The sequence below is a fragment of the Aliiruegeria haliotis genome (assembly GCF_003003255.1).
Taxonomy (GTDB): domain Bacteria; phylum Pseudomonadota; class Alphaproteobacteria; order Rhodobacterales; family Rhodobacteraceae; genus Tropicimonas; species Tropicimonas haliotis.
Window position 1 is genome coordinate 570,517 of sequence record NZ_PVTD01000001.1, and the last position, 26,975, is coordinate 597,491.

At 64.6% G+C, this 26,975-nt stretch carries 22 protein-coding genes; 11 read left to right on the top strand and 11 right to left on the bottom strand.

Annotation, left to right across the window (positions count from 1 at the left end; all coding sequences use genetic code 11):
• The first annotated feature begins 114 nt into the window (after nt 1–114).
• The 4 genes from CLV78_RS02545 to CLV78_RS02560 all read left to right on the top strand — a co-directional run bounded on the left by CLV78_RS02545 (nt 115) and on the right by CLV78_RS02560 (nt 4,642).
• A complete protein-coding gene (locus tag CLV78_RS02545) occupies nt 115–2,211 on the top strand; it encodes a dynamin family protein (protein WP_106203186.1) in 2,097 nt (698 codons plus the stop codon).
• Between the two features lie 17 nt (nt 2,212–2,228).
• Nucleotides 2,229–3,347, top strand: a complete 1,119-nt coding sequence (locus tag CLV78_RS02550; RefSeq protein ID WP_158263404.1) for a dynamin family protein — start codon at nt 2,229–2,231, stop codon at nt 3,345–3,347.
• A gap of 91 nt (nt 3,348–3,438) precedes the next feature.
• Nucleotides 3,439–3,819, top strand: a complete 381-nt coding sequence (locus tag CLV78_RS02555) for a hypothetical protein (protein WP_106203188.1) — start codon at nt 3,439–3,441, stop codon at nt 3,817–3,819.
• On the top strand, nt 3,812–4,642 hold the full coding sequence (locus tag CLV78_RS02560) for a hypothetical protein (protein WP_106203189.1): 831 nt from the start codon (nt 3,812–3,814) through the stop codon (nt 4,640–4,642). The genes CLV78_RS02555 and CLV78_RS02560 overlap by 8 nt, the downstream gene beginning before the upstream one ends.
• A 318-nt stretch (nt 4,643–4,960) precedes the next feature.
• Here the strand turns inward: CLV78_RS02560 and CLV78_RS02565 are convergent, their stop codons facing one another.
• Nucleotides 4,961–5,422, bottom strand: coding sequence for an Lrp/AsnC family transcriptional regulator (locus CLV78_RS02565; RefSeq protein WP_106203734.1), 462 nt, complete (start codon nt 5,420–5,422; stop codon nt 4,961–4,963).
• 132 nt (nt 5,423–5,554) lie between these two features.
• Here CLV78_RS02565 and CLV78_RS02570 point away from each other — a divergent pair, with 132 nt between their 5' ends.
• The 5 genes from CLV78_RS02570 to CLV78_RS02590 all read left to right on the top strand — a co-directional run bounded on the left by CLV78_RS02570 (nt 5,555) and on the right by CLV78_RS02590 (nt 11,922).
• Nucleotides 5,555–6,793 carry a thiamine pyrophosphate-dependent enzyme gene (locus CLV78_RS02570; protein WP_106203190.1) on the top strand — a complete coding sequence of 413 codons (1,239 nt, stop codon included), beginning with the start codon at nt 5,555–5,557 and terminating at the stop codon, nt 6,791–6,793.
• Nucleotides 6,790–7,803 carry an alpha-ketoacid dehydrogenase subunit beta gene (locus CLV78_RS02575; RefSeq protein WP_106203191.1) on the top strand — a complete coding sequence of 338 codons (1,014 nt, stop codon included), beginning with the start codon at nt 6,790–6,792 and terminating at the stop codon, nt 7,801–7,803. Before CLV78_RS02570 ends, CLV78_RS02575 begins: the two co-directional genes overlap by 4 nt.
• Before the next feature lie 4 nt (nt 7,804–7,807).
• Entirely contained in the window at nt 7,808–9,037 is a 1,230-nt protein-coding gene (locus CLV78_RS02580) for a dihydrolipoamide acetyltransferase family protein (protein ID WP_342751784.1), read from the top strand.
• A gap of 34 nt (nt 9,038–9,071) precedes the next feature.
• Entirely contained in the window at nt 9,072–10,154 is a 1,083-nt protein-coding gene (locus tag CLV78_RS02585; RefSeq protein ID WP_106203735.1) for a Glu/Leu/Phe/Val family dehydrogenase, read from the top strand.
• A 736-nt stretch (nt 10,155–10,890) separates the two neighbouring features.
• Nucleotides 10,891–11,922, top strand: a complete 1,032-nt coding sequence (locus CLV78_RS02590; protein WP_106203193.1) for a class 1 fructose-bisphosphatase — start codon at nt 10,891–10,893, stop codon at nt 11,920–11,922.
• Nucleotides 11,923–12,238: 316 nt separating this feature from the next.
• Here the strand turns inward: CLV78_RS02590 and CLV78_RS02595 are convergent, their stop codons facing one another.
• Nucleotides 12,239–13,219 carry an aldo/keto reductase gene (locus tag CLV78_RS02595; RefSeq protein WP_158263405.1) on the bottom strand — a complete coding sequence of 327 codons (981 nt, stop codon included), beginning with the start codon at nt 13,217–13,219 and terminating at the stop codon, nt 12,239–12,241.
• Nucleotides 13,220–13,836: 617 nt separating this feature from the next.
• A complete protein-coding gene (locus CLV78_RS02600) occupies nt 13,837–14,334 on the bottom strand; it encodes a lactoylglutathione lyase family protein (protein WP_106203195.1) in 498 nt (165 codons plus the stop codon).
• Between the two features lie 104 nt (nt 14,335–14,438).
• On the opposite strand from CLV78_RS02600, the gene CLV78_RS02605 reads away from it, so the two are divergent.
• Nucleotides 14,439–15,338: a LysR family transcriptional regulator gene (locus tag CLV78_RS02605; RefSeq protein WP_106203196.1), complete on the top strand. Its 900-nt coding sequence runs from the start codon at nt 14,439–14,441 to the stop codon at nt 15,336–15,338.
• A gap of 87 nt (nt 15,339–15,425) precedes the next feature.
• Here the strand turns inward: CLV78_RS02605 and CLV78_RS24720 are convergent, their stop codons facing one another.
• The 8 genes from CLV78_RS24720 to CLV78_RS02645 all read right to left on the bottom strand — a co-directional run bounded on the left by CLV78_RS24720 (nt 15,426) and on the right by CLV78_RS02645 (nt 26,470).
• Nucleotides 15,426–18,902: a Calx-beta domain-containing protein gene (locus tag CLV78_RS24720; RefSeq protein WP_106203197.1), complete on the bottom strand. Its 3,477-nt coding sequence runs from the start codon at nt 18,900–18,902 to the stop codon at nt 15,426–15,428.
• Nucleotides 18,903–19,174: 272 nt separating this feature from the next.
• Nucleotides 19,175–21,214 carry a VWA domain-containing protein gene (locus CLV78_RS02615; protein WP_106203198.1) on the bottom strand — a complete coding sequence of 680 codons (2,040 nt, stop codon included), beginning with the start codon at nt 21,212–21,214 and terminating at the stop codon, nt 19,175–19,177.
• Nucleotides 21,211–21,753: an RNA polymerase sigma factor gene (locus CLV78_RS02620; protein WP_106203199.1), complete on the bottom strand. Its 543-nt coding sequence runs from the start codon at nt 21,751–21,753 to the stop codon at nt 21,211–21,213. Before CLV78_RS02620 ends, CLV78_RS02615 begins: the two co-directional genes overlap by 4 nt.
• Nucleotides 21,754–22,129: 376 nt before the next feature.
• A complete protein-coding gene (locus CLV78_RS02625) occupies nt 22,130–22,525 on the bottom strand; it encodes a RidA family protein (RefSeq protein ID WP_106203736.1) in 396 nt (131 codons plus the stop codon).
• A gap of 107 nt (nt 22,526–22,632) precedes the next feature.
• Nucleotides 22,633–23,679, bottom strand: a complete 1,047-nt coding sequence (locus CLV78_RS02630) for a succinylglutamate desuccinylase/aspartoacylase family protein (RefSeq protein ID WP_106203200.1) — start codon at nt 23,677–23,679, stop codon at nt 22,633–22,635.
• Nucleotides 23,676–24,581, bottom strand: a complete 906-nt coding sequence (rimK, locus tag CLV78_RS02635) for a 30S ribosomal protein S6--L-glutamate ligase (RefSeq protein ID WP_106203201.1) — start codon at nt 24,579–24,581, stop codon at nt 23,676–23,678. The genes CLV78_RS02630 and rimK overlap by 4 nt, the downstream gene beginning before the upstream one ends.
• A 4-nt stretch (nt 24,582–24,585) precedes the next feature.
• The gene (locus CLV78_RS02640) at nt 24,586–25,095 is read right to left on the bottom strand and encodes an ATP-dependent zinc protease family protein (protein WP_106203202.1); all 510 of its coding nucleotides are present in this window, start codon (nt 25,093–25,095) and stop codon (nt 24,586–24,588) included.
• Nucleotides 25,096–25,105: 10 nt separating this feature from the next.
• Nucleotides 25,106–26,470 carry a magnesium transporter gene (locus CLV78_RS02645; protein ID WP_245924809.1) on the bottom strand — a complete coding sequence of 455 codons (1,365 nt, stop codon included), beginning with the start codon at nt 26,468–26,470 and terminating at the stop codon, nt 25,106–25,108.
• A 75-nt stretch (nt 26,471–26,545) separates the two neighbouring features.
• Between CLV78_RS02645 and CLV78_RS02650 the strand changes: the two genes are divergently transcribed.
• Entirely contained in the window at nt 26,546–26,875 is a 330-nt protein-coding gene (locus CLV78_RS02650) for a hypothetical protein (RefSeq protein WP_106203203.1), read from the top strand.
• Nucleotides 26,876–26,975 lie beyond the last annotated feature (100 nt).

Genomic DNA, 26,975 nt, shown 5'->3' on the forward strand with positions numbered 1-26,975 from the left:
CCGTACCAAGCCCGTCGCATTGCGGACATTCGCCCAGCTCTCGCCACATTTCCGCACCGTTGCAGGCAGCGACACACTGCAGGGTGGGGAGAGATTATCTGGGTTGGAGCAACAATGTATCGGGACGAAGGTTCATATTCCAACGGCATCCCGGTCACGGAACCGGGCGGCCAAACGCCGGAGGTGGCCAGACAGGCCGCGACGCCGTCCGGGCCATTGGTCAGAATGTGCCTGGAGGGGCTGTCGCCGCTCCTCGCACAACGAGCGGAGGTTCTGGGCGTTCTGGACGACCTGATCGCCTGCGGGGACCGTGCCACGGCCGAGGCGGGCCAGCGGCAGCATCGCAGCTTGCTCGCGCTGGAGCCTGCGGTGACCATGATCGGGCAGGTGAAGGCGGGCAAGACCTCGCTGGTGAATGCCATGGTGGGGGAGCCGGGACTGCTGCCGGCCGACGTCAATCCATGGACTTCGGTCGTTACCTCCCTGCACATCGGGCCCCAGGCCAGCACCGCCTCCTACGCCGCGCGTTTCACCTTCTTCGATCCCGAGGATTGGGACCGGCTGACCCATAAGGGGGGACGGGTTGGCGAACTGGCCGGGCGATCCGGCGCAGAGGAAGAGGCGGAGAAAGTCCGCGCCCAGATCGATGCCATGCGGGAGAAGACCCGCCGCCGCCTCGGGCGGAAGTTCGAATTGCTGCTGGGCACGAGCCATACCTATGGCACGCTCACGCAGGATCTGGTGGAACGCTATGTCTGCCTCGGTGACGATTTCCTCGATGAGGAGTCCGCCGCCGGGGCGGAGACGCAGGGCCGTTTTGCCGACATCACCAAGGCCGCGGACCTGCGCCTGCCACGAAACGACTGGCCCATGGGGCTCTGCCTGCGCGACACGCCCGGGGTGAACGACACTTTCATGATGCGCGAGCAAATCACCATTGGCGCGATCCGCGACAGCCGCCTGTGCGTGGTCGTGCTCTCCGCCCACCAGGCGCTGAGTTCGGTAGACATGGCGCTGATCCGGCTGATCGCCAACGTCCAGTCGCGGGAGGTGATCATCTTCGTCAACCGGATCGACGAGCTTGCCGATCCGGCCCGGCAGATCGAGGAGATCCGCGACAGCATCCGTGCCAACTTGAAGGCCCATCAGGGGCCGCACGAGGCGCAGATCATCTTCGGCAGCGCGCAATGGGCGACGCTGGCTCTGCAAGGCGATTTCTCCATCCTCGACGGCGAGTCGAGTGACGTGCTGCTGAGCTATGCCGAGCATGTCATCGGCAAGCTGGACCGCGATTTCGAGCCGCTCGAACTGATTTGGTGGCTGTCCGGTGTGCCCGCGCTCTATGCGGCGATCTGGAACCGGGTCCTCGAAGGTGCGGGGCGCGAACGGATCCAGTCGGTTGCCCGCAGCGCCATGAACCTCGCCGTGGGGATAAAGGCAGCCGCCGCGTCCGATCCGCAACAGGCCATGGCGGCCCATGCGGGGAAGATCGACGTCGACGCGATGGTTCGGGAACTTGACGGGGCAGAGGCGCGCGTGCTGTCGGAATTGGACACCGCGCTGACTGGTGCGCTCTCTGCCGCGGACTCTCGGTTGGACCGTGCGCATCACAGTTTCCTTGACCGTGCGACGGCGGCGCTGATCCAACACCTCGATCTCTACGGCGAGTTGGCGCCGTGGAAATACGACCCGACTGGTTTGCGGTTGCTTTTGCGGTCCGGCTACCAGGTCTTCGTGCGACAGGCCCGTGGTGCCGGAAAGGCTGCCGGGGAACAGGCCGCATCCGAGATTGCCGGTATCTACGCCTGCGCCATCGGGCGTCCGCCCGGTGACTTCCAGGTGCAGCCCCCGACGCTGCCCACCTTTGCCCCGCCGGTGTTGCTCGGCCAGACCATCGCGCTGGATCTTGGCGGCAGCTGGTGGCGCCGCTGGTGGAGCCGCCGGCGTGGCTACAAGGCGTTTGCACCGGAATTCCACCAGATGATCGAGGCAGAGACCCGGCCGATCGTGCAGGGGTTGAAGGAGACCCATTGCGCGGCCGCCGCCGAGCAGCTCCGGCAGACGCTGCGGGAGTACTTCGCCGATCAGCGCATGGTCTTTGCCGGGCTTGGCAGGTCGGAGGACACGGCCAGCCGCGGCGGAGCCCCGAGCGAGACATCGCCGGAACAGATTGAAAAGGCGGTCGTGCGACTTAGCCGCTTCGCCGCATGAGCCAGAAGGAGCCCGCCATGTTTCACAGCAAGGATCTGAAGATGAAGGTGCCGACATCGGAGACCGGGACACTGGGTCTTCCCGAAGGGGCCGAGCCCGCACCCGGCCGCCGGCCGCGTATTGCGATCATGGGAGAGTTCAGCGCCGGCAAAAGCACGTTGACGAACATGCTGATCGGCTCGGACGCGTTGCCGGTAAAGGTCACGGCGACGCAACTGCCCCCGGTCTGGCTCAGCCATGGCACCGGAACGGCCCATGGCGTCGACCTCTCCGGGACGCAATTCGACGTTGATCTGGAGGATCTCGACCAGGTGGCGCTGATGCGGACGCAATACCTGCGGGTGGAGCGCCCGGCCGGAGTTCTGGAGCTTTGCGATATCATCGATTTTCCGGGCATTTCTGACCCGAACATGCCTGCGGAGGTGTGGCAGCGGGTGATCTCGCAGGCGGATGCGGTGATCTGGTGCAGCCATGCGGTTCAGGCCTGGCGCCAGAGCGAAGCAGCGGTTTGGGACGAGATCCCGCCAGAACTGTACGAGCGCAGTTTCCTGCTGCTCACGCGGATGGACAAGCTGACCCAACCGCGAGACCGCCAGCGGGTGCTCGCACGGGTGATGCGGGAGACCGAGGGGCTGTTCGCCAGTGTGTTCCCGATCTCGTTGACACAGGCGCTTGCGGCCGGTGACGACAGGTCGGCCTGGGATGCCAGCGGGGCGGAGACTTTCATGAATGCGTTGCTCGACATGGTGATGTCGCTCTCCCGGCAACTGGGCCATGAACCGCCCGGTGGGCTGTCCGTGCCGAGGACGGCCGACGACACCGGCGCCGATGCAGCACCCCGGACCGACCGTTCGCAATCCGCCGACATGGAGAAGGAATCGGCCACTGGAATTGCCGCAAGGATGCCAGTGGAAGCCGCGTTCGTGCGATCGCCAGCGGATGATGCCCAAACGGGCGCAGGTCGCGATGCAAAAAGCCCGGTGCCGGAGACCCAGGACGCCACGGCGCAGGCTGACGCTACCCCGGTGCGGCCAAGGATCGTGCCGCGCAGGGTTTCGCTGAAGGGGGACACGCGCCGTCATGCGCGTCCGACGGGCGATCAGGCCGACCTGGCGGATATTTTCCGGACGACATGATCCGCAGCGGCGCGCGGTAGGGTTCCCGTAAGGTTATTGCGCGATACAGGCGAGGACTTCGTTCCTCGTCCCGGCCAGGAGGCCCCGCGCAATGACCCTCGTCGAGCAGCTGACCCGATTGCACAGGGACATCCCCGGCTGTCGCGCGGCGGTGTTCGGCGATATGGAAGCTGGCACGGTATTGCGTGCCTGTGCCGACGCGGATTTGCGTCAGGAAGATCATGATGCACTTCTGGCAGAGGCGTCGGCCTGTCTCGGTCCAGGCGCCGAGCGGCTGCTTGCCCGTGTCTTCGGGCAGGGCGCCACCCCGCACCGTCTCTCGCAGGCGATCCTTGCCGCGCCACTGCAGACCTGTGTGTTCCTGCGCTCCGGCACCACGGAGGGTGAGGTGATCTGCGTGTCGCTCGACGCCGGAACGACCCTGGAAGGCGTTGGAGCGACGCTCCGGGAGGTCGCGCGGGCCGATGAGTGACGCGGTGAGCCCTCCGGATGGCGATGGCAGCGCACGCCTTGCCAGCCTCACCCACATGATCGGGCGGCTGTCGCGTCCGCCGGACCCCGGTTCATCGCCCGGTCTGCGATCGCTTCCCGGCGGTGCTGGTGCGCTCCTAGACGAGGTCGACGCAACGGTCATGGCCCGTCGCCTGTTGATCCGCAACCAGAGTGGCAACGAACTGGCGCTGGAGGTGCGCGGGCGACGTCTGCTCTGGGCGGATATCGCGGGACTCCCCGAAGGCCGGGCGGATGCGCTGGGCGCAGGCCGTGGGACGCTGACCTATGCAGGGGCAGGGGACCTCGAAGCCTTCGCGGCGGCACTCGCGGCGTTTTGCACCGATGGCGGGATGACCGTGCGCGCAACGCCGCCGGTGCGGGAGTCCAGCCTGGAGGAAACCGGCGTCTCTGTTGCGACGCTCCGCCATGCCCTTGCGGGGATCCAGACTCAATTTGACGACACCCCGACATTGGAAGGGCCGCTGCTTCAGGTCTTTCTCGAACGTTGCGCACCGCTGGTGCGGGCCTGGGTAGCGCGTCCGGCTGGTGGTTCCGTGACCGGCGACGGTGCGGAGGATATCCTGCCCGGGCTCGGGGACATCCTGATTTCGGCGGAAGATGTCCTGCCAATCGCACAGCCGGGGCCCCATGCAATCATCCTGCAAACCGCAGGCGGCGATGCGTTGGGGGTGTTTGCCGACAACGACGACCGCCTCGCCATGGTGCTCGACGCCGACGATCAGGAGGCGGTCCTGTCTCGATGGTCTGGCTGTCTTGCGATGTGTGGCACAGGCTCCACGTGAACCACACCCAGAGCCAATGGAACGCACCAGCGTGGCGGTTTTGGATGACCTGACCTAGCTTCCACAACCACGATTGGTGGCGAACAGTACCTGCGCGACCGTTCGGAGCGGTCGCAAAGAACGAACACGTGGCAGGGCAGCGGGCGTGTCCGAACAGGGCCGCCACACTGGGACAGCTCTCTCGCGACCGCATCGTAGCAACCACCCGTTCTTTCAGTCATCCGAACGGGCCTTTGCTATCCATGCCGGTCGCCTTCACCAGTTCGGAGTCTGGATCGCAATCCAACCCCAATTCGATTCAGAAAAACCTGACCCGATCTAGCTGGAAGCCGCGGGAAGCCGGTTGCGCCACACGAACTGGCGCAGTGCAAACCGGGACCTGACTGAACGTATCCCTGGGATCCGCGTCAGCTTCTCCTGCAAAAAACGTTCGAAGGCGTGCAGATCCTCGACGACCACCCGCAGCAGGAAATCCTGGCTCCCGGTCATCAGAAACCCTTGTACGACCTCTTCGAATTCCAGAACCCGGCGTTCGAACAGGGCAAGGCCCTCGGCCTCCTGCCGTTCCAGTTCGACCGATACGAAGGCGGTGATCGGGTAGCCCGCCTGCTCTGCGTCGATGACGGCGGCGTAGCGCGCGATCACGCCAGTTTTCTCCAGCCGCGCGATACGCTTTCGGCAGGGCGTGGGGGACAGCCCGACCTGTTCTGCCAGTTCAACGACGGGTATGCGGCCGTTCTTCAACAGGACATCAAGGATGCGGCGGTCAATCGAATCGATAGTCATTTTGCCTACCTTTGATCGTATCTGGGGCGATTATCGCCAAGGCTGGACTATATTGAAAGGAACTTTGGCAACAACCGCTCCGCCCCCGCCGCTACCATCGACACAGAGGCCAATGCGGAGGTGAAGATGCAGGACAGACAGGGCGGCAGGCTCACGATACCCGAACCGGACTTCCGGCCGGGGGATGAGCCGGACTATACCAATGTGAAGGTCCCGGAGGCCGGCGCCGTGACCCTTCCGCCGCTCGACGTGGAGCCGCGCCTGCTGCGCAACCACGCTTTTTCCATCATTCGGATCCTGCGCCGCGACGGCGAAGCGGTCGGTCCCTGGGCCAGCCTGCTGTCGGACGAAGATCTGGTGGCGGGGCTCAAGCAGATGATGACCCTGCGCAGTCTCGATGCCCGGATGGTGGCCGCGCAAAGGCAGGGAAAGACGTCCTTCTATGTGCCGCAACTGGGCGAGGAAGCGGTCACGACTGCGTTCCAGCGTGCGCTGAGCAAGGGTGACATGAACTTCCCCACCTACCGGAACGCCGGATTGCTGGTGGCACAGGACTACCCGCTGGAGATGATGATGAACCAGATCTTCTCCAATGAGCAGGATCCGCTCGCCGGGCGCCAGATGCCGGTCCTCTATTCCGCGCGGGACTACGGCTTCTTCACCGTGTCGGGGAACTTGGGCACCCAGTTCGTGCAAGCCGTCGGCTGGGCCATGGCCGCGGCCATCGATGGCTCCGATGCGATTGCCGCCGGCTGGATCGGCGACGGCTCGACCGCAGAATCCGATTTCCACTCGGCGATGGTCTTTGCCTCGACCTACAAGCCGCCGGTGGTGCTCAATATCGTCAACAACCAATGGGCAATCTCGACCTTCCAGGGCATCGCGAAAGGCGATTCCGGCACATTCGCGGCACGAGCGCTGGGGTTCGGGATGGCGGCGCTGCGGGTCGACGGGAACGATTTTCTTGCCGTGCACGCGGTGGCGAAATGGGCGGTTCGGCGGGCGCGCGAGGGGCTCGGGCCGACCGTGATCGAGCATGTGACCTATCGCGCGGGGGGGCATTCGACCTCGGACAACCCCGAGGCTTACCGGCCCCGCGCGGAATCCGATGCATGGCCCCTCGGCGATCCGATCGAACGGCTAAAGCTGCACCTGATCCACCGTGGTCTGTGGTCCGAGGAACGCCACGAACAGGCACGGGCAGAGATCCACGACACGGTCGTTGCGGCACAAAAGGCGGCGGAGAAGAACGGCACGTTGCATTCCGGCCCGTCGCCGAGGCGGCGTGGCATCTTCGACGGGCTCTATGCCGAAACCCCGTTGCATCTCGAACGGCAGCGGCAGGCGGCGGAGAAATGGCTATGAGCGACATGTCGATGGTAGAGGCGATCCGCGACGCGCTCGACGTCATGATGGAGCGCGACCACCGTGTCATCGTCTACGGCGAGGACGTCGGCTATTTCGGCGGCGTTTTTCGCTGCACGCAAGGGTTGCAGGAGAAACACGGACGCGAGCGCTGTTTCGATGCGCCGATCTCGGAAAGCGGCATTGTCGGCACGGCGATCGGCATGGCGGCCTACGGGCTTCGACCCTGCGTGGAGATCCAGTTCGCCGACTACATGTACCCGGCCTACGATCAGATCACGCAGGAGGCCAGCCGCATCCGCTATCGTTCCAATGGCGACTTTACCTGCCCGCTGGTGATCCGGATGCCCACGGGCGGCGGGATCTTCGGCGGAGAGACCCACAGCCAGAGCCCGGAGGCGCTGTTCACCCATGTGTCGGGGCTGAAAACCGTGCTGCCCTCGACCCCGTATGACGCCAAGGGGATGCTGATCGCCGCGCTGGAGGACCCGGACCCGGTGATCTTCCTGGAGCCCAAGCGCCTCTATCACGGACCCTTCGATGGCCACCACGAACGCGAGGCCGTGTCGTGGAAGGGACACCCGCTGGGCGATGTGCCGGAGGGATATTACACGATCCCGCTTGGCAAGGCCGCGATCCGCCGGGAGGGGGCGGATGTCACGGTGCTATGCTACGGCACCATGGTTCACGTTGCCCTTGCCGCGGCGGAGGAACAGCAGGTCGACGCGGAGATAATCGATCTGCGCAGCCTGCTTCCGCTCGATCTGGAGACGATCGAGGCCTCGGTGCAGAAAACCGGGCGCTGTGTGATTGCGCATGAGGCCACCCTGACCAGCGGCTTCGGTGCCGAACTCTCGGCCCGCGTGCAGGAAAGCTGCTTCTGGCACCTCGAAGCGCCCATCCGGCGGGTCGCGGGCTGGGACGTGCCGTATCCGCATGCGCAGGAATGGTTCTATTTCCCCGGCCCGGAGCGCGTTGGCCGGGCGTTGCGCGAAACGGTGGAGGTCTGACGTGGTGGAACGGGTCATCAAGTTGCCGGACATCGGCGAAGGCATCACGGAGGCCGAGATTTCCGAATGGGAAGTCGAGGTCGGGGAGTGGATCAGCGAGGACGACATCGTCGGAACCGTGCTGACCGACAAGGCAGCCGTCGAGATCCCGTCCAGCGCCTCGGGCAAGGTCCTCTGGCGGGCAGGGGAGCCGGGTGACGTGCTTCCGATCGGCGCGCCGCTGGTGAAGATCGATGTGGTCGACGAGACGGAGGCCGACACGCTAGGGCCGGAGACCGGGCGCGCGGAGGCCCCGGTGGAGGCCGAAGATACCGCCGCGCCGGAGCCGCCCGACACCGACGACAAACCCCAGCCGCCAAAGGTGGTTCGCAATGGTGCGGGCAAGGCGCTTGCCGCACCGGCCGTGCGCCACAGGGCTGCGGCCCTTGGCATCGACCTGTCGCAGGTTGACGGAACCGGTCCGGAGGGGCGGGTGACGCATGCCGACCTCGACGCACGTCTCGCCACGGGTGGCGGCAGCGCACCGCTCGTACAAGGCGACGGCGTGACCGAGGTGAAGATCATCGGCCTGCGTCGCAAGATCGCCGAGCAGATGACCCGCGCCCATGCGCGCATCCCGCAGATCACCATCGTCGAGGAAGTCGACGTGACCGAACTGGAGCGGTTGCGCATGGCGATGAACGCTGACCGCACGGAAGCGCAGCCGAAACTGACACTCCTGCCGTTCCTTATGCGTGCCGCGGTCGTTGCGCGGCAGGTCGCGCCGCAGGTGAATGCACGCTACGACGACGAGACGGGGACGCTTTGGCAGCATGACGCCGTGCACTTCGGCATCGCGATCCAGACCGGACAGGGTCTCATGGTGCCGGTGCTGCGGCACGCCGAGGCGCTCACGCTGCGGGATGCGGCGTCCGGGATCGTCCGGCTCGCCGAGGCGGCGCGCGCGGGCACCCTCACGCGGGAGGAGCTGTCCGGCAGCACCATTACCATCACCTCACTCGGCCCGCTCGGCGCTGTCGCAACAACACCCATCGTCAACCACCCGGAGGTGGCCATCCTCGGCGTCAACCGCAAGCAGATCCGGCCGCACTGGGACGGTCGGGCCTTCGTGCCGCGCGACATGATGAACCTCTCCGCGAGTTTCGATCACCGGATCGTCGACGGTTGGGACGCGGCGCAGTTCATTGCCCGCCTGAAGTCTCTCCTTGAAACCCCTGCCTTGCTCTTTGCCTGAGCCCGCACCACCCGCAGACCCTATGGAGCCGCAGATGCACATTGAGGAAATCGCCACCCAAACCCATGAAAGGGTTCTGTTCTGTACCGATGAAGGATCGGGCTTGAGGTCGATCGTCGCGGTGCATGACACCACCCTTGGCCCCGCCCTGGGAGGCTGCCGCATGTGGGCATACGACAGCATTCAGGAGGCCGTGTCGGATGCGCTGCGCCTGTCCGCTGGCATGACCGCCAAGGCGGCCCTCGCCGGAGTGCCATTTGGTGGTGGCAAGGCGGTGATCCTCGGGGATCCCCGGCACGACAAGACCCCGGAGAAGCTGCGCGCTTTCGGCCGGTTCATTGACACGCTGAAGGGGGCCTACACGACCGGCGAGGACGTCGGTATGACGCCTGCGGACATGGCCATCGTTGCGCAGGAGACGGCGCATGTCTCGGGTCTGGACAGCGGTGAGTTCGCAAGCGGCGATCCGTCACCGGTCACGGCGGAAGGGGTCTTTCGTTGCATGAAACTGGCCGCTGCGCAGGCGTTCGGGTCCGGTGATCTTGCGGGCCGGACTGTCGCCATACAGGGGCTTGGTCATGTCGGCATGAGCCTGGCAGAAAGGGTTCACACGGCGGGTGGTTCGGTTGTCGCTGCCGATGTGAACCGCGCCGCGACGGAACAGGCCGCACAGGCGCTTGGTGCCACGATCCTGCCGCCGCAGGCACTGCTTGAGGCGGAGGCCGATATCCTTGCGCCCTGTGCCCTTGGTGGCGTGCTGAGCCGCGAAACCATCCCGACCCTGCGCGCCCGGATTGTCTGCGGCGCGGCAAACAACCAACTCGCCGAGCCGCGGTGTGCCGAAGCGTTGCAGGACCGTGGCATCCTGTATTGCCCGGATTTCGTCGTGAACGCCGGCGGGTTGATCAGCGTCGCGCGGGAGGCGCTCAGGATCCGGCCCGATGACTGGGTGGAAACGCATCTGCGCGCCGCGGTTGCGGGATTTCAGGAACTGCTCCAGTGCGCGGAGGAACAGCACTGCCCACCGCTCAAGGTGGCCAATGACAAGGTTGCGGAGATCCTCGCCACGGCCCGGCACAGCGCCTTCGATCAATCTGGCAGGGCTAACGAAGTCTGACCATGGACGCGAGGGTGCCGGGTTGGGCCGCTGACGACCTCGGGCTGCGAGGTGCCAGCTTGCTGCCAAGGTCTCGTTTCCGCCAGTATGACCGACTCGGGACTGCCCAACTGCCCGGCGCAGGTTGAGGGCTGACGTGCCACGACCGGGCAAAGTGATGCGATGGGGCAGGCGCTCCTGCGCGGCACCGACCCCAGTGGCTCGACTATCTGGGAGAGCTTTCCAACGCCGGCCTCGACTACTCCGCGATGGAACTCATCACGATGTCACCGGGGAGCGGGCCGGCGCAATCTTGAGGGCTTGTGTTTCTACTTGCGACACAACAAGCCGCGGATTGGTTCGGCACCATGAGCGGGAAGCGTAAGAGCGGCCCGATCCCCGGTGCCGCGGCCCCCGACCGGACACGCTGGCCTTTTGGGGTTCCCGCCCCCGTTTCCCTTTCCCAACGGCGGGGTCACACGGCCCGAAAAACTGAAACCACCCCGAGGCAATCGAACCGCGTCCGGGCCGCTCGATCATCCCGGATCGGGAGCAGGGCGCGTGCGCCGAGGGGAGCGGCGATTGCGGTCCCATCCGAAGCCGAGACCGAGAACAGGCCCCCAGTGCTGCAACGGCACACTCTGCTCTTTCCCTTCCGCCGGACTGGTGGCCAGGGCACTTTGCAACTACTGACACGACAGGGCCATGGACACATGGCTTCAGATTTCGCCGTGGATGCCGACAGAAAGAAACCGCAATGCCTTATGACAGACAAACCCTTCGCCAGTTTCTCCTGCAGCAATACCGGACCCACGGCGTCGAAAAGGACCTCGTCTTCCTGCTGGAGGATATCGCGACCGCCTGCCGGGAAATCTCATTCGCAATCCGCAACGGGGCGTTTTTTGGACAGCTTGGCAGTGCCGATACCACGAATGTGCAGGGCGAGACCCAAAAGGAACTTGATGTCTTCGCCAATGACCAGTTCGTCGGCCATATCCGCAATTGCAGCCGTGTCGCGGCGCTGGTGTCCGAAGAGGTCGAGGAGGTCATCTGGCTCAAGGACACGGTCGCTGCCGGCGACTACATCGTCTATTTTGACCCCCTGGACGGATCGTCGAACCTCGACGTGAACCTGTCGGTGGGGTCGATCTTCTCCATTGTCCAGCTTCCGGAAGCCGTAGAGGTGGGCGACGACAAATCGGTCCTGCGACCCGGCACCGAACAGATCTGTGCGGGGTATTCCATCTATGGCCCGGCAACAACGCTGGTGGTCACACTTGGCCATGGCGTGCATGAGTTCGTGAACCATCTCGGCACCGGGGAGTTCCGGATTGTCTCCGGCAACATGCGCGTGCCCGAGGACAGCAACGAGTTTTCCATCAATGCGTCGCGGTACGGTGATTGGGACCAGCCGGTTCGCCAGTACATCGAGGAATGCATCGCGGGAGAGAGCGGGCCACGCTGCAAACGCTTCAACATGCGCTGGAGCGGCTCGATGGTCGTCGACATCCACCGTATCCTCACCCGGGGCGGTGTTTTCCTGTACCCGGTCGATCAGGCGAACCGTGGTTCAGGCGGCAAGCTGCGCCTGATGTACGAGGCCAATCCCATGGCGCTTCTGATCGAACAGGCCGGCGGTGCGGCCTCCACTGGAGAGGCGCGGATTCTCGACGTGGTGCCGACGTCAATCCACGAGCGTGCGCCGGTCGTGCTGGGCTCGCGGACGGAGGTTGACCGGATCGAGCAACACCACCGCAAGGAGCACGATCCCGCCGTGTCCGACGGCTGAACGCAGCCGGGCGGCTGTGCCTTTGCCACGACACTGTTGAAAGTGACGGAAGGCAGAAAGCGGCGGGATGTTGGATCTGGGCCGAGTGCCCCTTGTGGCGCAACACTTGGTGCGCACAGGTTAAATATTGAAAATCAATATTTTGCCGGTCGTTGCTAAGGGGGGTCTGCGTGGCGGGGTCTCTGGCCTTTTGAGACTAGCCGAAATGCCACTCGAACCGCGCCGGTCCGGTCGCGATGGAACCCAATGCGCGACAAGGCGGCCGGTATCTCCACGACACCGGCCGCCTCAGATCCGCGGGCAATCCCCGATAACCCTACCGGGTTCTGTTCTTGCCCCACATGTCGATGTCGCTCCCGAGGTCTTCCTTGAGCCGGTTGGAGGCATCGCTGAGCGTCTGCAACGTGGCCGCGTCAAGTTCCACATCCAGCAGTTTCTTCAGGTCACGGCTCTGCGCGGCGTTCCGGGTCCCAACGATGACTCCGCCAACCGCCGGGCGGGACTTCAGCCAACCGATCGCCAGTTCCTCCATGCTCAGGCCGGTCTGCTCCACCAACGCCCACAGGGCATCCAGAAGCTCTTGCCCCGCGTCCTCGGCGCCGGTTTCGGTGTGGACAACCTCGGCCCATTTGCGGTGATCGAACATCCGGGTGCGCGCACGGTTCACGGGGAATTCCTGCAAAGACCGATACTTGCCCGCCAGCAGCCCCTGCATCAGCGAGGAGTAGCACATGATTGGCACACCGGCGGCCTCGCACTTCGGCTGAACCTCGAACTCGATGGCGCGGAAGAACAGGTGATAGGGAAGCTGATTGACGGAAATCTCCCCTAGACCAAGGGCTTCGTCGAGGTCCCGCGTGCCGAAATTGGAGACGCCGAACCAGCGGATCTTTCCGTCCTGCTTCAGTTTCTGAAGGGCGCCGATACTGTCGGCGAAGGGCACATCCCGGTTGGGCCAGTGCAGCATGTAGAGGTCGATGTGGTCGGTCCCGAGGTTCTTCAGGCTGCGTTCGCAGGCGTCGATCAGGTCGTCCGGTGCCATATTCGCCGGGGTGACCTTGGAGGAAATGACAAGCTCTGACCGCTTGTCGCCGAGCGCGCGTGCCAGGAGCTGCTCTGAATACCCGTCGCCATAGGCCTCGGCGGTGTCGAAGAAGTTGATGCCGACGTTGAACGCCTCTTGCAGGGCTTCGATGGAGTCCTTTTCCTCCTGCGCGCCGAAGGCGCCGGCCCCGCCCATGCAGCCATAGACAATGGAGCTCGTTTTCAGATCGGTGTTTCCGAATGTCCGGTTCATTTCTGGGTCCTTGTATGTGTATCCGGCGGTGCCTGCCCGTGGACCTTCGCCACGGTCGACCGCAGGTGAGGCGGCCAGCCGGTGCAACAGGTGCATGCAGAAAGCGGCGAGGCGTCCTGCGCCCGCGCAACTGCAGGTCTGGGGCGACCCACTCCATGCATCAGATCACCCCGCGTCGTCAATTCGAAGGCGCCGAGAATAGATCGTTACAGAATACGGAACCGCCTTGCTTCGGGAGCGGGCAGGGGCTGCGACAGTGCCGCCGGACCCAAAGTCGAGATGATGCGGTGTCTCGGATCTCCATTGTGCAGGTCGCGCGCCGCCAAAGATGACGTCGAAAGCCCGACGGGTCTTCCGCACCACGTCAGCGACACCGCCGGGCAACCGGTGATTGACCTTCATAAGTCCGGAAGTCCTGCGGATGGGCTATCAGCCTACGATGGTATCGACTGTGGCGGTCAGAGTGCGCCGGTATGGTCGAATGCAACCGCCACATAGAACGGCCACAAGACCATCTTCTGCAACCCGGTTCGCCGTAGGCGGTCGCGCTGATGCAACAAACGAGCAGGACAGTCCGTGTCCCGCTCGCAGGCAATGCTGCATCGCGTTGCGCCGGCTCAGCTGTAGGCACCAGCCGAATAGGTCAACTCGTAGGAATGGCTGTAGAGCTCGAATACGATCCCGAACGGATCCTCGACATAGACCATGCGATAGGGTTTCTCGCCCGGAAAGTACTCCCGGATCGGCATCCGTTGCTTGCCGCCGGCCGCGACGATCTTCGCCAGCAATCCTTCGATGTCCGGGTCCTGAATCGCGAAGTGGAAGGTTCCATGCCGGCGAAACGCGAGGTTGTCTTCCGGAGCGCGGTTGCCATCAAACTCGAACAGCTCGAAGCCGATGCGGTCGGCCGTTGCAAGGTGGGCGATGCGAATGGTGTTCCAGCCCGGCCCAAAGACATCGGTACACATGAGGCCGATGTCGCTGCCGTCCTCCACGATCTCGGTTGGGGGCATGATGACGTAGAAGCCGAGAACCTCGGAATAGAACTTCACGGCGGCATCGAGGTCAGGAACAGAGAGGCCGATATGGGAGAAGGTGCGGGGAAAGGGATGCATGGCGATATCCTTGTCTGGGGCTTGTTTCAAATCGGATATGGGGTTGCGATGCAGAGAAGAAAAATTATGATATGAACTGAAAATCATAACAAAAAATTTGTAATATGCTGAACGCACATTGGCTGGAGACATTCGTCGCTGTCTGCGAGCACCGGAACCTGACCCGGACAGCCGAACGCCTGAACATGACCCAACCGGGTGTCTCCCAACACCTGAAGAAGCTGGAAGCGCAGGTCGGAACGGCGCTGCTTCGGAGGACCGGAAAAAGCTTCACCCTGACCCCCGCCGGCGAGAGGCTGCGGGCGTTCGCTATCGCCCGCCAGCAGGATGAAAAGCGCCTTCTCGAAGAGATGTTCGACGACGATCCGGATATCGGCGCCGTGTCAATTGCGTGTTCGGGCAGCATTGCGACTTGCCTATACCCTGAATTGGTGTCGTTCGCGAAACCACGACCGGGGCTTGCGATGCAACTGGAGGCCGCACCACAACCCGTCATCCTGCAAGGTGTGAGCGACGGGAGGTTCGATCTCGGCATTGTCAGCGAGGTGCCCTCACCGACCAGGGTCGAGGCCACCCACATCGGGCGCGAGGAAATCTGCATTGTCCTACCCGCGGACTGGGTCGGTGGCGCTCCTGCCTTCTCGGACCTGGAGGCGCGCGGTTTCATATCCCATCCGGACGGCACTGGCCTTGCCGACCTGCTTCTCGGGCCGAACTACCCGGACGAGTACCCCGGCGCAGACCGCCTCCGGATCCGCAGTCGCATCAACCAGATTGGCCAGATTCTCGCACCGGTCGCGGAGGGCGTCGGATATACCGTATTGCCCAGAAGCGGTCTCGGGACATTCAACGATCCGGACAGGATCCGGTCCGTCCGACTGCCCGTGCCGGTGTTTCAGGACCTCTGGTTGATCCGGCGAAAAAACCGGCAACTCGCAAGCCGCACTGTTCCCTTGATCGAGATCATCATGGAGATTGCGCGGTCGCTTTCGGGGCCTGAATGACCGCGTTCCTCGTCTGTTCGGGCGCTCCGATGAAGCGGGGCGTGTCGAGGCGGAACGCGGTGGGGCGGGGGATCAGGACAAAACGTTTCAGAAGAGGTCGGCGTCGCCCGGAGCAATCTCGATCAACCGCCCGTCGGCCCTGTGGGTCCAGCCGTAATCGGCGACGTAGAGGTGCTTTTCGCCCGAGCCATCGCTTGCCGGTGCGATCTCGATATCCTTGACGTTGACCCGGCGGTTGAGGTCCTGCGACCGCGCGCCCTCCAGCACGGTGATGATGTCGAGGATGCTGCCCTCACGGTCGAGCATCCATATCTTGTCGCTGAACCCGCCACCCACGTAGAACACCTCCTCGTCGGAATCGTAGGCGAGCGCTTCGGGGTCGGTGATCTCGGGTGCGAGGACGAAGGTATCAATAACGTCCTTTCCGCGCTGGTCGACCTCGATGATCTTGCGGTCGACTCCGTTCACGATGAACAGGGTCCCGGCCACGGAATCGAAGGCGATGTCTTCCGCGTCGAACCCGCCGAGCGGCGCCGTGGAGAACTGCCATTTCAACTCGTTGGGGCGAGCCGGATCGGTAACGTACACCTTGTTTTCATCATCATCCGTGATGAATGCGAGCCCGGTGCGCGGGTTGATCGTCAGCCCGGTCGGCTCGTCGGTGAAGCTGAGCGCGCGGGAGGATTTCAGGTCTCCGCCGAGAGACAGCGAGAAGAAGTTGTTCGGTTGGAAGAAGGGCTTTTCCTCGACCTCCGAGTCGACCATGACCAGCGATTTGGACGACGGGTCGTAGGCAATTCCGGAGGGGTCCGTCATTCCCCTGGGCGTGGTGTTGTACTCGGCGACGACTTCTGGTGCCTCGTCCCGGATCGACATGGTCGCCTTGCCTGTTCCGATGTCCACGGACTCGCCGCTTCCGACGATCCTGGCGGAGTCGATCCTGAGAGAGAAGTCCTCGATCCGTTCCTGCTTCTCGTCGTTCAGCAAGGTCACCGGCACATAGGCGGTCGTGAGCCCGGCCTTCAACACGTGCTGTTCCCCGGATAGCCCGACGAAATCCCCGTCGGAAGCGCGCGCCGAGCCATCGACGGTGCTGCAGGTCAGCACGACATTACTGCTCAGTGGCTGGGCAAGGTTCAGCGTGAAATACGCCGTTCCCACGTCCTCCCCTTGCGGCCTCGACTCGGCCGCCGCGACCGAAACGGAAGCGCCCTGACCCAGGGCGACGAACTTGGCGGCGTTCACCTGTGCGCCGGATTGCATCAGCGCGATCCTGAGAGCGCTGGCCGGACCGGTTCCATCGGAATCCCAGAGCAACTCGGATTTGTCGGCACGGTAGAGGAACTGCCCGTGACCGGAGGCGGTCGCGGAAGTTCCCTTGACGAAGTAGCCCTGCGCAAGCGCATCGCCGACAAGTCCCGCACCGTCGGACAAGCCGAAGTCGCTGGCGTAGATCCCGAGCCTGTCCTCTCCGGCCAGATCATAGATCCTGTCCCACGCGCCTGTTTCGGGCCTGAGCACGAACGTGTCGCTGCCGCCCCCGCCATAGAGGTAGTCCCGGCCAGGGCCACCGAGCAGGATGTCCCCGCCCGCGAAACCGGAAATCGTATCGCGACCGCCGCCACCGTAGAGATTGTTCGCGCCTGCATTGCCCTTGATGACATTGCCGAGCGCGTTTCCGGCGCCATCGATTGCATCGCTTCCGGTCAATTGAAGCTTCTCGACATGTGCGCCAAGCGCGAAACCGATACTGCTCTTGACGGTATCGACGCCACCGTCGTCCGTGCCGGCGCTGGTTTCCTCGCTGACGCTGTCGCCCGGGTCGTCCACTGTATATGTGTCGTCCCCGGCGCCACCAAACATGTGGTCGCGACCCTGTCCGCCGTTGATCACATCGTAACCGTCGCCGCCATAAAGCACATCGTCCCCGGCCTTGGCATAAAGGCGGTCCGTGCCTTCGGATCCGAACAGCTTGTCTGCCCCCTTGCCACCGTCGAGGCGATCCGCACCCTCACCACCGACCAGGTGGTCGTTGTCCGCGCCGCCCAGCAACGTGTCATCGCCCGCCTGGCCGTGCAGCGTGTCGTTGCCATCGCCGCCGATCAGCGTGTTCGCGGCGCCATTGCCCATGAGCGTGTTGTTCAGCGTGTTGCCCGTGCCGTCGATCGCGGCCGTACCGGTCAGGTACAGTTTTTCCACGAAGGCGCCCAGCGTGTAGGCGATGGAGCTCTTGACCGTATCGATGCCGCCGTCGTCAATGCCGTCCCTGGACGTTTCGCTGACCTGGTCGTCGGGAGCGTTGACGGAGTAGGTGTCGTTCCCGGCACCACCGAACATGGTATCATTTCCTGCTCCGCCGAGCAGGAAATCGCGCCCGCGCCCGCCATGAAGCTCGTCGTCGCCACTCTTTCCGACCAACCGGTCCTTCCCGCCGGATCCCGACACCCAATCCGCGCCGAGCCCACCGTTGAGGCGGTCGGCCCCCGGTCCGCCGACCAGCCGGTCGTTTCCGGCGCCACCGAACAGGGCATCGTTGCCCTTGTTCCCGAACAACCTGTCGGCGCCGGCCTCGCCCTTGAGGCGGTCCGCGCCATTTCCCCCACGCAGGTGGTCATTCTCTCGCCCGCCCCAGAGACGGTCCTTGCCGGCATCGCCCTTGAGCCGGTCCTTGCCGGCGCCACCCCAGAGCCGGTCGTTTCCGGCGCCGCCGGAAAGCACGTCGTCGTGACGCTCGCCAGAGAGCTGATCGTCACCCTTTTGCCCGGTCAGCCTGTCAGCACCACTGCCACCGGAAAGCTCGTCCGCCCCTGCGGACCCGAACAGCCGATCCTTGCCGATGCCACCCACAATATTGTCCGCACCGGTTCCTCCGGTTATCCGGTCGTTTCCGGCGCCGCCCTTCAGCCTGTCATTGCCGTTGTTCCCGAACAGCGCATCATTGCCGGACCCGCCCAGCAGGCGGTCTCGGCCCCTGCCGCCGGACAGTTCGTCCCGTCCGGATGAGCCCTGCAGAACATCGGAGCCATTTCCCCCCGAGAGCCGGTCCGCGCCTGCGCCGCCGGTCATCCGGTCACTGCCTGCGCCACCGGTCAGTGCATCGTTGCCCTTGTCCCCGAACAGCGTGTCGGCACCGGCCCCGCCGTTCAGGCGATCCGGACCATTGCCGCCGTGCAGCCTGTCATTCCGAGCGCCGCCGTCGATGGTATCCTTGCCGCCATGACCCGCGAGCCAATCCGAACCGGCGGATCCGGTGATCCTGTCGGCGCCGTTGAACAAGAGCTGCTGGGCCGCTGAAACCTGTCGCTGATCCAGTGCATCGAAGACACCGGCGGCTTCCGCGGCCAGTCCCGCAACTGACACGGTCTTGGTGGATCCCTGACGGTGTTCGTAGCCGGAAATCGTTCCCGATATGGCGCCGCCGGGTGCGACGCGGAAGGACCCGGTGTACTCCGCCCTGATGGCGCCTTCCACCACGACAATTCGGCCCGGGGTCGATTGGACTATATTCCCCCAGATCGGAATGTCGCGCATGTCCAGCGGCAGAAATGCCGTGGCGCGGCTCATACGTATCCCCCCGTCGTCGCCCTGTGCTACAGATTTTTTTGGCGGTGTCCGAGGCCGTGTAATCGCCCGGCTGCCGCCCCCCTTGCCCCCATGATACAACGCCGTCTCGCAAAAATCATTAACGCGTGCGATGGGTCGGCCGCAGATTGGCACAAGTCAATGTTATGTATTTGTTTTTTCGTTGAATGAATAGGCCCTGCCGATGGCGGATCGCTATCGGCAGGGGGGCGGCGTCACTGGAGGCGCAACTGGGGCCGCCGAATCCGGCCGTCCTATTGCGCGGACAGGCTTTTGGCCAGGCGCATCAGCCGCAGGGCTTCGGCGCGGTAGCCGAACCGGTCCTCGCCTCTTGCGCTTTCTGCCAGGCGGGCGGCTTCCGAGAGGTCCCAGTCCCCGAGGTAGGAGGAGTCTCGGAGCAACTGTCCAAAGCCCGCGATGGCAGTGGCGAAGCGGGTTTCCACGCTCGCCTCCGAGACCTCCGCCGGGATCGGTAGTTCGATCAGCCGGCTGTCTGATCCGCCCGGCGCCTTGTAGCGCAGGCGCAGGAATCCCAGTTCATCGGACCGGTCCGTTGCGCGCTCGGCGGTCTGATAGCGCAGCGGATCGTTGAGGGCAGCGGGCGAGCCTGCGGGCGTCACCTCGTAGAGAGCCGTCACCTGGTGACCGGCGCCGATCTCTCCGGCGTCGACCTTGTCGTTGTTGAAATCCTCGCGGCGCAGGGCACGGGTTTCGTAGCCGATCAGCCGGTATTCCGAGACCGCCGCCGGGTTGAACTCCACCTGGATCTTCACATCCTGCGCGATGGGGAACAGGTTGCCGGTGAGCTGGTCCACAAGGACTTTCTGAGCCTCGGCGATCGTGTCGATATGCGCGGCCTGACCATTGCCGTTCTGCGCCAGGGCCTGCATCAACGCATCGTCGAGATTGCCGCGGCCGAACCCCAGCACGGACAGGTAGGCACCGCTGTCACGCTTGCGTTCGACATAGGATTTCAGGTCCTCCGGATCGGAGATCCCGACATTGAAATCGCCGTCCGTCGCCAGCAGCACCCGGGTCACGTCACCGGCTTCGGCCATGCTTTCGGCGACCGCGTAGGCCTGCTCCAGCCCGGCTTGCCCGGCGGTGGATCCTCCGGCCTCCAGACGATCCAGCGCGCCGAGGATCTTCGAACGGTCGCTTGCCGCCGTCGGCTCCAGAACCTGCCCGGCGCTTCCGGCGTAGGTGACGATCGCGACCTGATCCTCTGGCCGCAATTCGCCCAGCATCAGGCGGAAGGATTGCTTCAGCAGCGGCAGCTTGGCGGCGTCCTGCATCGACCCGCTGGTGTCGATCAGGAACACAAGGTTCAGCGGCGGGCGGGCCGAGATCTCGGGCAGGGCACCTTGCAGCCCGATGTGAAGGATCTGCGTGGCGTCGTTCCAGGGGGTCGGGCTGACGGACACACTGGGCTTGAAGGGCGCGGTTTCCGGCGCCGGGGCCGGGTAGTCATAGGTGAAGTAGTTCACCATTTCCTCGACCCGCACGGCATCGGCCGGCGGCAGGCGCCCGGACATCAGCGAGGAGCGGACAACAGCATAGGAGGCCGTGTCGACGTCCACCGAGAAGGTCGAAACCGGCGTTTCGGCGGTGACATGGACCGGGTTCGGATCCTTGTTGGCCAACCGCTCGGTGTCGGTGTCGGCGTCGGGCGCAACCGGGCGCAGTCGCGTATGAGGTTCCATGGCGATGGACGGGAATGGCCGTGCTTCCTGAGCTGGTCGTGCGGCATGGGCCACATCGCCGTTCCCCGCCAGGTTGGTGGTGAGTTGCCGCTGCACCACGCCCTTCGCAATGGCGCGTTTCTGACGCGCGGCGAACCGGTCTGGCCCGGCGTCAGGGACGGGGGCGTCATTGAGTTCCGCCAGAGGGGCCGCCACCGTCCCAACCTCGGCCTCGTGCATGACCGGCGCTTCCCGACCTGTCTCCGGGTCGGCCCCGACCGGGCGATCCATCGGGTTGGGCGGTGCCAGCAGTTTCGTCTGCGGCAGCACCAGCAGGACGGCCAGTCCAGCCGCCACCAATCCGGATGTCGCCGCCAGCCCGGCGCGTGTTGTCAGTCCCTCGATCATCGTCTTGCCTCCATCAAACAGCCGCACCCAAATGGTGCGGTCCTTCTCTGGACGCATCCCGGCCGCCGATCCTTGGCGGGTTTCCGGAAATTCATCGTCAAAGGCCGACATCGCGTTGGCGATGGCATCCGACTTGCGGTCCGCATCGGGGGCAGGGGGGGCAGCGCGCAGGGCGTCGCGCAGGGTGTCGAGTTCGTCTGTCATGTGGTTTCCTCCGCCGCGAGGGCGCGCAGGGCTTTCCTGATTTCCGACATGCGCCAGGACACGGTGCCTTCGGAGACGCCCAGAACCTCCGCGGCGGCCCCGTGGGTCAGGTCCTCCGCAAGGATCAGGACCGCCGTGTCGCGCAACTCCGGCTTCAGGCGCACCATGGCGGCTTCCAGCCAGCTTGTGGCCTCCCGGGCGTCGTCGTTGGCGGCGCGACGGTCGCGTTCCCAACTGCCCCAGCCCTCGGCTGCCTTCGTGTGCGTGGCGGCACGCCGCCGACGGTCATGGGCCGCGTTCACGACGATCCGGTAGAGCCAGGTCGTGAACTTCGCCTCGCCCCGGTACCCGCGCAGCTTTTTCGGCAGGCCAACGCATATGTCCTGCGTCAGGTCCTCGGCCTCCGCTCGCTGTCCGGTAAGCCGAAAGGCAAAGGCGAACAGCCGGTCATAGTGACGCGACAGCAGCGCGGCATAGGCATCGCGGTCCCCGTTCGCGGCGGCCTCGGCGAGGTCTTCATCGTTGGTCGTCTTGCGCATGTCAGTCAGTGAGACGCATCCCGCTTCCGGATCCTTGGCGTGTCGCGAAAAAAAAACTATGCCCAAACCGATCCGCGTGCATCAGAAAGGACCCGACAGGTGCCCGGTTACGGAACAGGTCGGGCGTCCGGTGCTGCCTGCCCAGCCCCTACCACCAGCAGTTGCCCATGTTTCAGCCGCCATGGCTGCATGGCTGCGCCCGGGGGCCGGTATTGCCCTCGCAGGGTGCACTCGCCGTTGTCCCGAGAGCAGTTCGGGCGCACCGGATCATGGCAAATCGCCCGCCTTTGGATGTATCAATGCCGGAGTGATCGCCGTGCAACCTGCTCGATCCGGTCCCGGGAAGTGCATCCGGCAATCCGGTGCCCCGGTCCCCTCAGGTCGATACGATCGCGTCGGCTTCCAGTTCGACGAGCCATTCCGGATTGACGAAACGGTCCACCGCCATGATCGTGTCGACGGGTCGGACATCGCGGAAATACTCCTTCCGCACGTCAATCGCGGCCTTCCAGTCGTTTATGTCGGTCAGGATCACCCGCGTTCGCACCACGTCGTGCAATCCCGAGCCAGCCTGCTCCAAAGCTGCCTTGATCACCTCGATGCACTGACGGGTCTGGGCCGCGACGTCGCCGACACCGACCGTCTTGCCGTCCGGCCCAACCGGCGCCGTTCCACCGACTGAAATGAACGGTCCCACCCGGACCGCGCGCGAGAATCCGGCGATCTTTTCCATCGGGTTGCCATTGGTGATGAGCTCCCTGCGGTATTCCATGACCTGTCCTCTGTGTTGCCGAATGTCTGCTCGCCGACCATATGGCATGAAACCGGCATGGATGCCATAAATGCCGGCACGATCGGGGGCGGCCGGACGCGTGCGCATCAGATGATCTCGTCCTCGTCGAAGATCGGGTCGCCCTCAAGATCCGTGCGGAGGACCTGCAAGGTGTCCTCGGCACGCTCGACCGAAGCCGTCTGCGCGATGTGGAAGATCGCGTCCCCCTCGTTCACGATCGGCATGACGGCGCGGCCGACGATGATGCCATCGATGCTGGCGACCACATCACGCTCCACCTCTCCGAAGGGGTCGGAGACGGCGGCGAGCAACTCGCCCTTGGAAACGACGTCACCTGTGTCGCGGAACACCCGCAAAAGTCCGCCCTGCGGGGCGCGCAGCCAGCGACTGGACTTCAGGAGCATGGATTTTCCGCGAGGTTTCGGCACGCCCCGCGACCCGACCATGCCCAGAGTGTGGAGGACCCTCAGGACCCCGGCGACGCCGGCCCGCACGGCAAGCTCGTCGAACCGCAACGCCTCTCCCGCCTCGAAAAGCAGCACGTTCACGCCGAGATCCGACGCCGCCGCCCGCAGCGAGCCATCGCGTTCGGTGGATTGCAGGATCACCGGCGCGCCGAACACATGGGCCAGCCGCAGCGCCTCCTTGTCGCCCTTCGTGACACGGATTTGCGGCAGGTTCGTCCGGTGGATCGCCGCGGAATGGAGGTCGATGCCAAGGTCGCTGCGCGCGACGACCTCCCGCATCAGCAGATCGGCAAGGCGCGCGGCCAGAGACCCCTTGGCCGAGCCCGGGAAACAGCGGTTGAGGTCGCGGCGGTCGGGAAGGTAGCGCGACTGGTTAAGGAAGCCGAAGGCGTTAACGATGGGGATCGCGATCAGCGTGCCCCTGAGGCTGCCAAGCGCCTTCATCGTCAGCAACCGGCGCACGATCTCCGCCCCGATCACCTCGTCGCCGTGAATGCCCGCGGTCACGAAGATCGTCGGCCCCGCCCGCCGCCCGTGTATCACATGCGCCGACAGGGTGACCGGCGTGTGGTCGGACAGCACGCTGACGGGGATGTCGACCGTCCTGCGGCTGCCGGCGGGTACGCTCTGTCCGCCGATCTCGAAAGGGGCCCGCACCGGCGTCATCCCACGACCTTGGCACGGTTCTTGGACGGATCGGCGTTTTTCTCGATGTATTCGATGATCATGCCGGCCACGTCCTTGCCGGTCGCCTTTTCCACGCCCTCGATCCCGGGGGAGGAGTTGACCTCCATCACGACGGGCCCGTGGTTGGAGCGCAGCATATCGACGCCACAAACCGCAAGGCCCATGGTCCTGGCCGCGCGCACGGCGGTTGAACGCTCCTCGGGGGAGATCTTGGCCAGCGTGGCCGAGCCGCCCCGGTGCAGGTTGGATCGGAATTCGCCCTCTGCGCCGGTGCGCTTGATCGCGGCGACGACCTTGCCACCGACGACCAGGGCGCGGATGTCCGTGCCCTTGGCTTCCTTGATGAATTCCTGCGCCATGATGTTGATCTTGGCGCCCCGGAACGCCTCTATGATCGACTTCGCGGAGCGGTCGGAATCCGCCAGCACGACGCCGATCCCCTGTGTGCCTTCGAGCAGCTTGATCACCAGCGGCGCGCCACCGGCCAGTTCGACCACTTCTGCCGTCTGCTTGGGATCATAGGCGAAGGTGGTCACCGGCAGGCCGATGCCCTCCCGCGCCATGAGCTGCATCGAACGCAGCTTGTCCCGCGAGCGGCCGATGGCGATGCTCTTGTTGAGGCAATAGACCCCCATCATCTCGAATTGCCGCACCACGGCCATGCCGTAGAAGGTGACGGAGGCACCGATCCGCGGGATCACGGCGTCGAAATGCGGCAGTTGCTCGCCGTTGTAGTAGATCTCGGGCCGCCGCGACGCGATGTTCATGTAACAGCGGGTGGTGTTGATGATGTCGAAATCGTGCCCGCGCGCCTCTGCCGCCTCCTTGATGCGGCGATGCGAATAGAGGTCCGGGTTGCGGGAGAGCATGGCGATCTTCATGTATCTATTCCTTGGAACGGTTTTTTTTCGGTTTCGGACGGGTCAGCCAGGAATGGCCGCAATCCACGACCAGCCCGTGACCGCGCAGGGCAGTCCTGCCGATGATCATCGGGTACTTGAGCTCGCCGCGGTCGGTCAGGGAGATCTCGACGAGGAAAACCCGTTGCTCGACACGCAGGTTGGTGCGGATGAAATACCGCGGCTCGGACACGCCGCCGCTGTTCTTCACCTTCCGGTGGTCGGAGACCCGCGCGTGGCAGATCTCCGGCGCTTCGTGGCCAAGGTCCGGCGGGCGAAACTGAACCCAGACATTGCCGTTGTCGGCGGTATAGGTGCGGATATCGGTGGCGTGCAGCGCCGTCGTCAGGGCGCCGGTGTCGATCTTGGCCGTGAAATCGTTCAGACCAAGCTCGGGCAGCGACACGTATTCCCGCCAGCCGATCGTCAGCGGTGGGTGAGCACGCTGCTTTTTCTTCGGGGGCGGGGGGGCGTCTTCGGTGTGTTTCGGTGTCATTGCGGTGCCTTCACGCAAGCAGGGGCATCATGAGGGTGGCGAGAGACAGGACGAGAAAGAACCCCGCCATGTCGGTGATCGTGGTAAGCAGTGGCCCGCTGGCCGCTGCCGGGTCCTGCCCAAGCCTCTTGAGCAGCAGCGGCACGACGCCGCCAATGGACACGGCGATCATCGTGTTGATGGCCATCGCGGTGCCGATGACCAGCCCGAGCCAGGGGTTGCCCTTCCAGATCCAGGCAACGAGACCAATCAGGAGGCCGAGCGCGAGCCCGTTCACTAGCCCGACGGAGATTTCCTTCAGCCAGACCCTGAATGCATCCACCGGCCGCACCAGGCCCAGCGAAAGCTCGCGCATGGTAACACCGACGGCCTGGTTTCCGGAACATCCCGACATGTCGGACACCATCGGCAGGAAAACCGCGATCGCGATCACGGCGGCGATGGTCGCCTCGTAGGCGGCGATCACGCTGGCGGCGATGATGTTCAGCACGATGTTGATGGAAAGCCACGCAAGGCGCCGACCGGACCGGATCCGCAGCGGCATCGAGCGCAGTTCATCCCCGATCACACCCTGGCGGCGCAGGCTCTCACTTTCGGCGCGCTCGGCCAGCGCCTCCGTCACCGCGGCCCGGGTGACGACTCCGGCCAGCCGCCCGTCGGCGTCGCAGACGGGCAGGGCAAGGCAACGATGTTCGTCGAACAGATCCTCCAGCCCGTCCAGCGTTTCCTGCGCGCTGACCGAGATCGGCGGGATCATGACCTCGGCCAGCGGCGTGGCACGCCGGGAGGAGAGCAGGGCGCGCAGGGAAACCACGCCGACAAGCCGCCCGGCATCGTCGAGCACATACGGGTTCTGGGCGCGGTACCGGTCGAAACGGTCCTCGTCGTCGGCCATTCTTTGGATGACCGTCCGGACGGTGGCCGCCTCCGGGAAGGAGAAGGTTTCCGCCGACATCAAGCCACCGGCTGTCTCCTCGTCGTATTCGGCCAGCCGGCGGACATCGGCAGCGTTCTCGGCGTCCATCTTCGCAAGGACGGCATCGGCCGCGGCGGTGTTCATCTCCCCGATGACATCCGCCTGCACATAGGAGGCCAGCTCGTCGAGCACTTCGGCCGCGCGCTCCACGTCCATCGCGCCGATGAAATCCGCCGCCAGTTCGCTGGGGGCCTCCTCGACCAGCTCGGCGACAAGGTCGGAGGTCATGACCCGGAAAGCCTCCTCGCGAACCTCCGGCCCGAGGTTGAGCATGAGCCGGAGCGCCTCGCTCGGCGGCAGCGGGTCCAGCAAGGCGTCAAGGCGCGCGTCGTCTTTCGCCTCGATGGCGTCACGCAGCGCATCTGCAATGTCCCGCGGCACCGTCATGTGCTCGTCCACCGGCGCATCTCCATCGATATAGGGTGAAAAAAGTTAGTCTATAGACAAACTTTGTTTATCCAATTAGAGGGAGGTATGACATCTGACAAGCTTTTTCTTCACGCCGCCGACAGTCTCGTCGGGTTTTACACGCAGGAGTTCGGCGGCAAGGATCACGGCCGCTACAGGATATCGGCGAAGCTGTTGCGAGCCCTGATGCGCCGACGCCGGCTGTACGAGGCCGATATCTCCCGGTTGGCACGCGAGTTGCTCGAACGGGGATACGTGCTGGTGGATATGGAGGGCTTCTTCGTCGTGCTGAGCGCCAATTCCTTCGTAAACTATCGCCGGGTCAGCGACACCATCGTTCAGGACGCGGTCGAGGGTTTCCAGCGCAATGGCGGCCTCGCGCCGGGGGGCACCTGACCCACAGACCCGCGACGCTATCCGGAGCATGTCACGCGCTGTGCAGTGGCCGCCAGGGCCGCCCGGTGCCGTGTGCGAGGGCTCGGCTGTGGGTGGTCAA

Coding starts and splice junctions, on each gene's coding strand:
- CLV78_RS02650 (WP_106203203.1), top strand. CDS start 26,546: ATGACATCTGACAAGCTTTTTCTTCACGCCGCCGACAGTCTCGTCGGG.
- CLV78_RS24720 (WP_106203197.1), bottom strand. CDS start 18,902: ATGAGCCGCGCCACGGCATTTCTGCCGCTGGACATGCGCGACATTCCG.
- CLV78_RS02570 (WP_106203190.1), top strand. CDS start 5,555: ATGCAGGACAGACAGGGCGGCAGGCTCACGATACCCGAACCGGACTTC.
- CLV78_RS02625 (WP_106203736.1), bottom strand. CDS start 22,525: ATGGAATACCGCAGGGAGCTCATCACCAATGGCAACCCGATGGAAAAG.
- CLV78_RS02590 (WP_106203193.1), top strand. CDS start 10,891: ATGCCTTATGACAGACAAACCCTTCGCCAGTTTCTCCTGCAGCAATAC.
- CLV78_RS02600 (WP_106203195.1), bottom strand. CDS start 14,334: ATGCATCCCTTTCCCCGCACCTTCTCCCATATCGGCCTCTCTGTTCCT.
- CLV78_RS02545 (WP_106203186.1), top strand. CDS start 115: ATGTATCGGGACGAAGGTTCATATTCCAACGGCATCCCGGTCACGGAA.
- CLV78_RS02595 (WP_158263405.1), bottom strand. CDS start 13,219: ATGAACCGGACATTCGGAAACACCGATCTGAAAACGAGCTCCATTGTC.
- CLV78_RS02605 (WP_106203196.1), top strand. CDS start 14,439: ATGCTGAACGCACATTGGCTGGAGACATTCGTCGCTGTCTGCGAGCAC.
- CLV78_RS02560 (WP_106203189.1), top strand. CDS start 3,812: ATGAGTGACGCGGTGAGCCCTCCGGATGGCGATGGCAGCGCACGCCTT.
- CLV78_RS02550 (WP_158263404.1), top strand. CDS start 2,229: ATGTTTCACAGCAAGGATCTGAAGATGAAGGTGCCGACATCGGAGACC.
- CLV78_RS02585 (WP_106203735.1), top strand. CDS start 9,072: ATGCACATTGAGGAAATCGCCACCCAAACCCATGAAAGGGTTCTGTTC.
- CLV78_RS02615 (WP_106203198.1), bottom strand. CDS start 21,214: ATGACAGACGAACTCGACACCCTGCGCGACGCCCTGCGCGCTGCCCCC.
- CLV78_RS02630 (WP_106203200.1), bottom strand. CDS start 23,679: ATGACGCCGGTGCGGGCCCCTTTCGAGATCGGCGGACAGAGCGTACCC.
- CLV78_RS02640 (WP_106203202.1), bottom strand. CDS start 25,095: ATGACACCGAAACACACCGAAGACGCCCCCCCGCCCCCGAAGAAAAAG.
- CLV78_RS02555 (WP_106203188.1), top strand. CDS start 3,439: ATGACCCTCGTCGAGCAGCTGACCCGATTGCACAGGGACATCCCCGGC.
- CLV78_RS02620 (WP_106203199.1), bottom strand. CDS start 21,753: ATGCGCAAGACGACCAACGATGAAGACCTCGCCGAGGCCGCCGCGAAC.
- CLV78_RS02575 (WP_106203191.1), top strand. CDS start 6,790: ATGAGCGACATGTCGATGGTAGAGGCGATCCGCGACGCGCTCGACGTC.
- rimK (WP_106203201.1), bottom strand. CDS start 24,581: ATGAAGATCGCCATGCTCTCCCGCAACCCGGACCTCTATTCGCATCGC.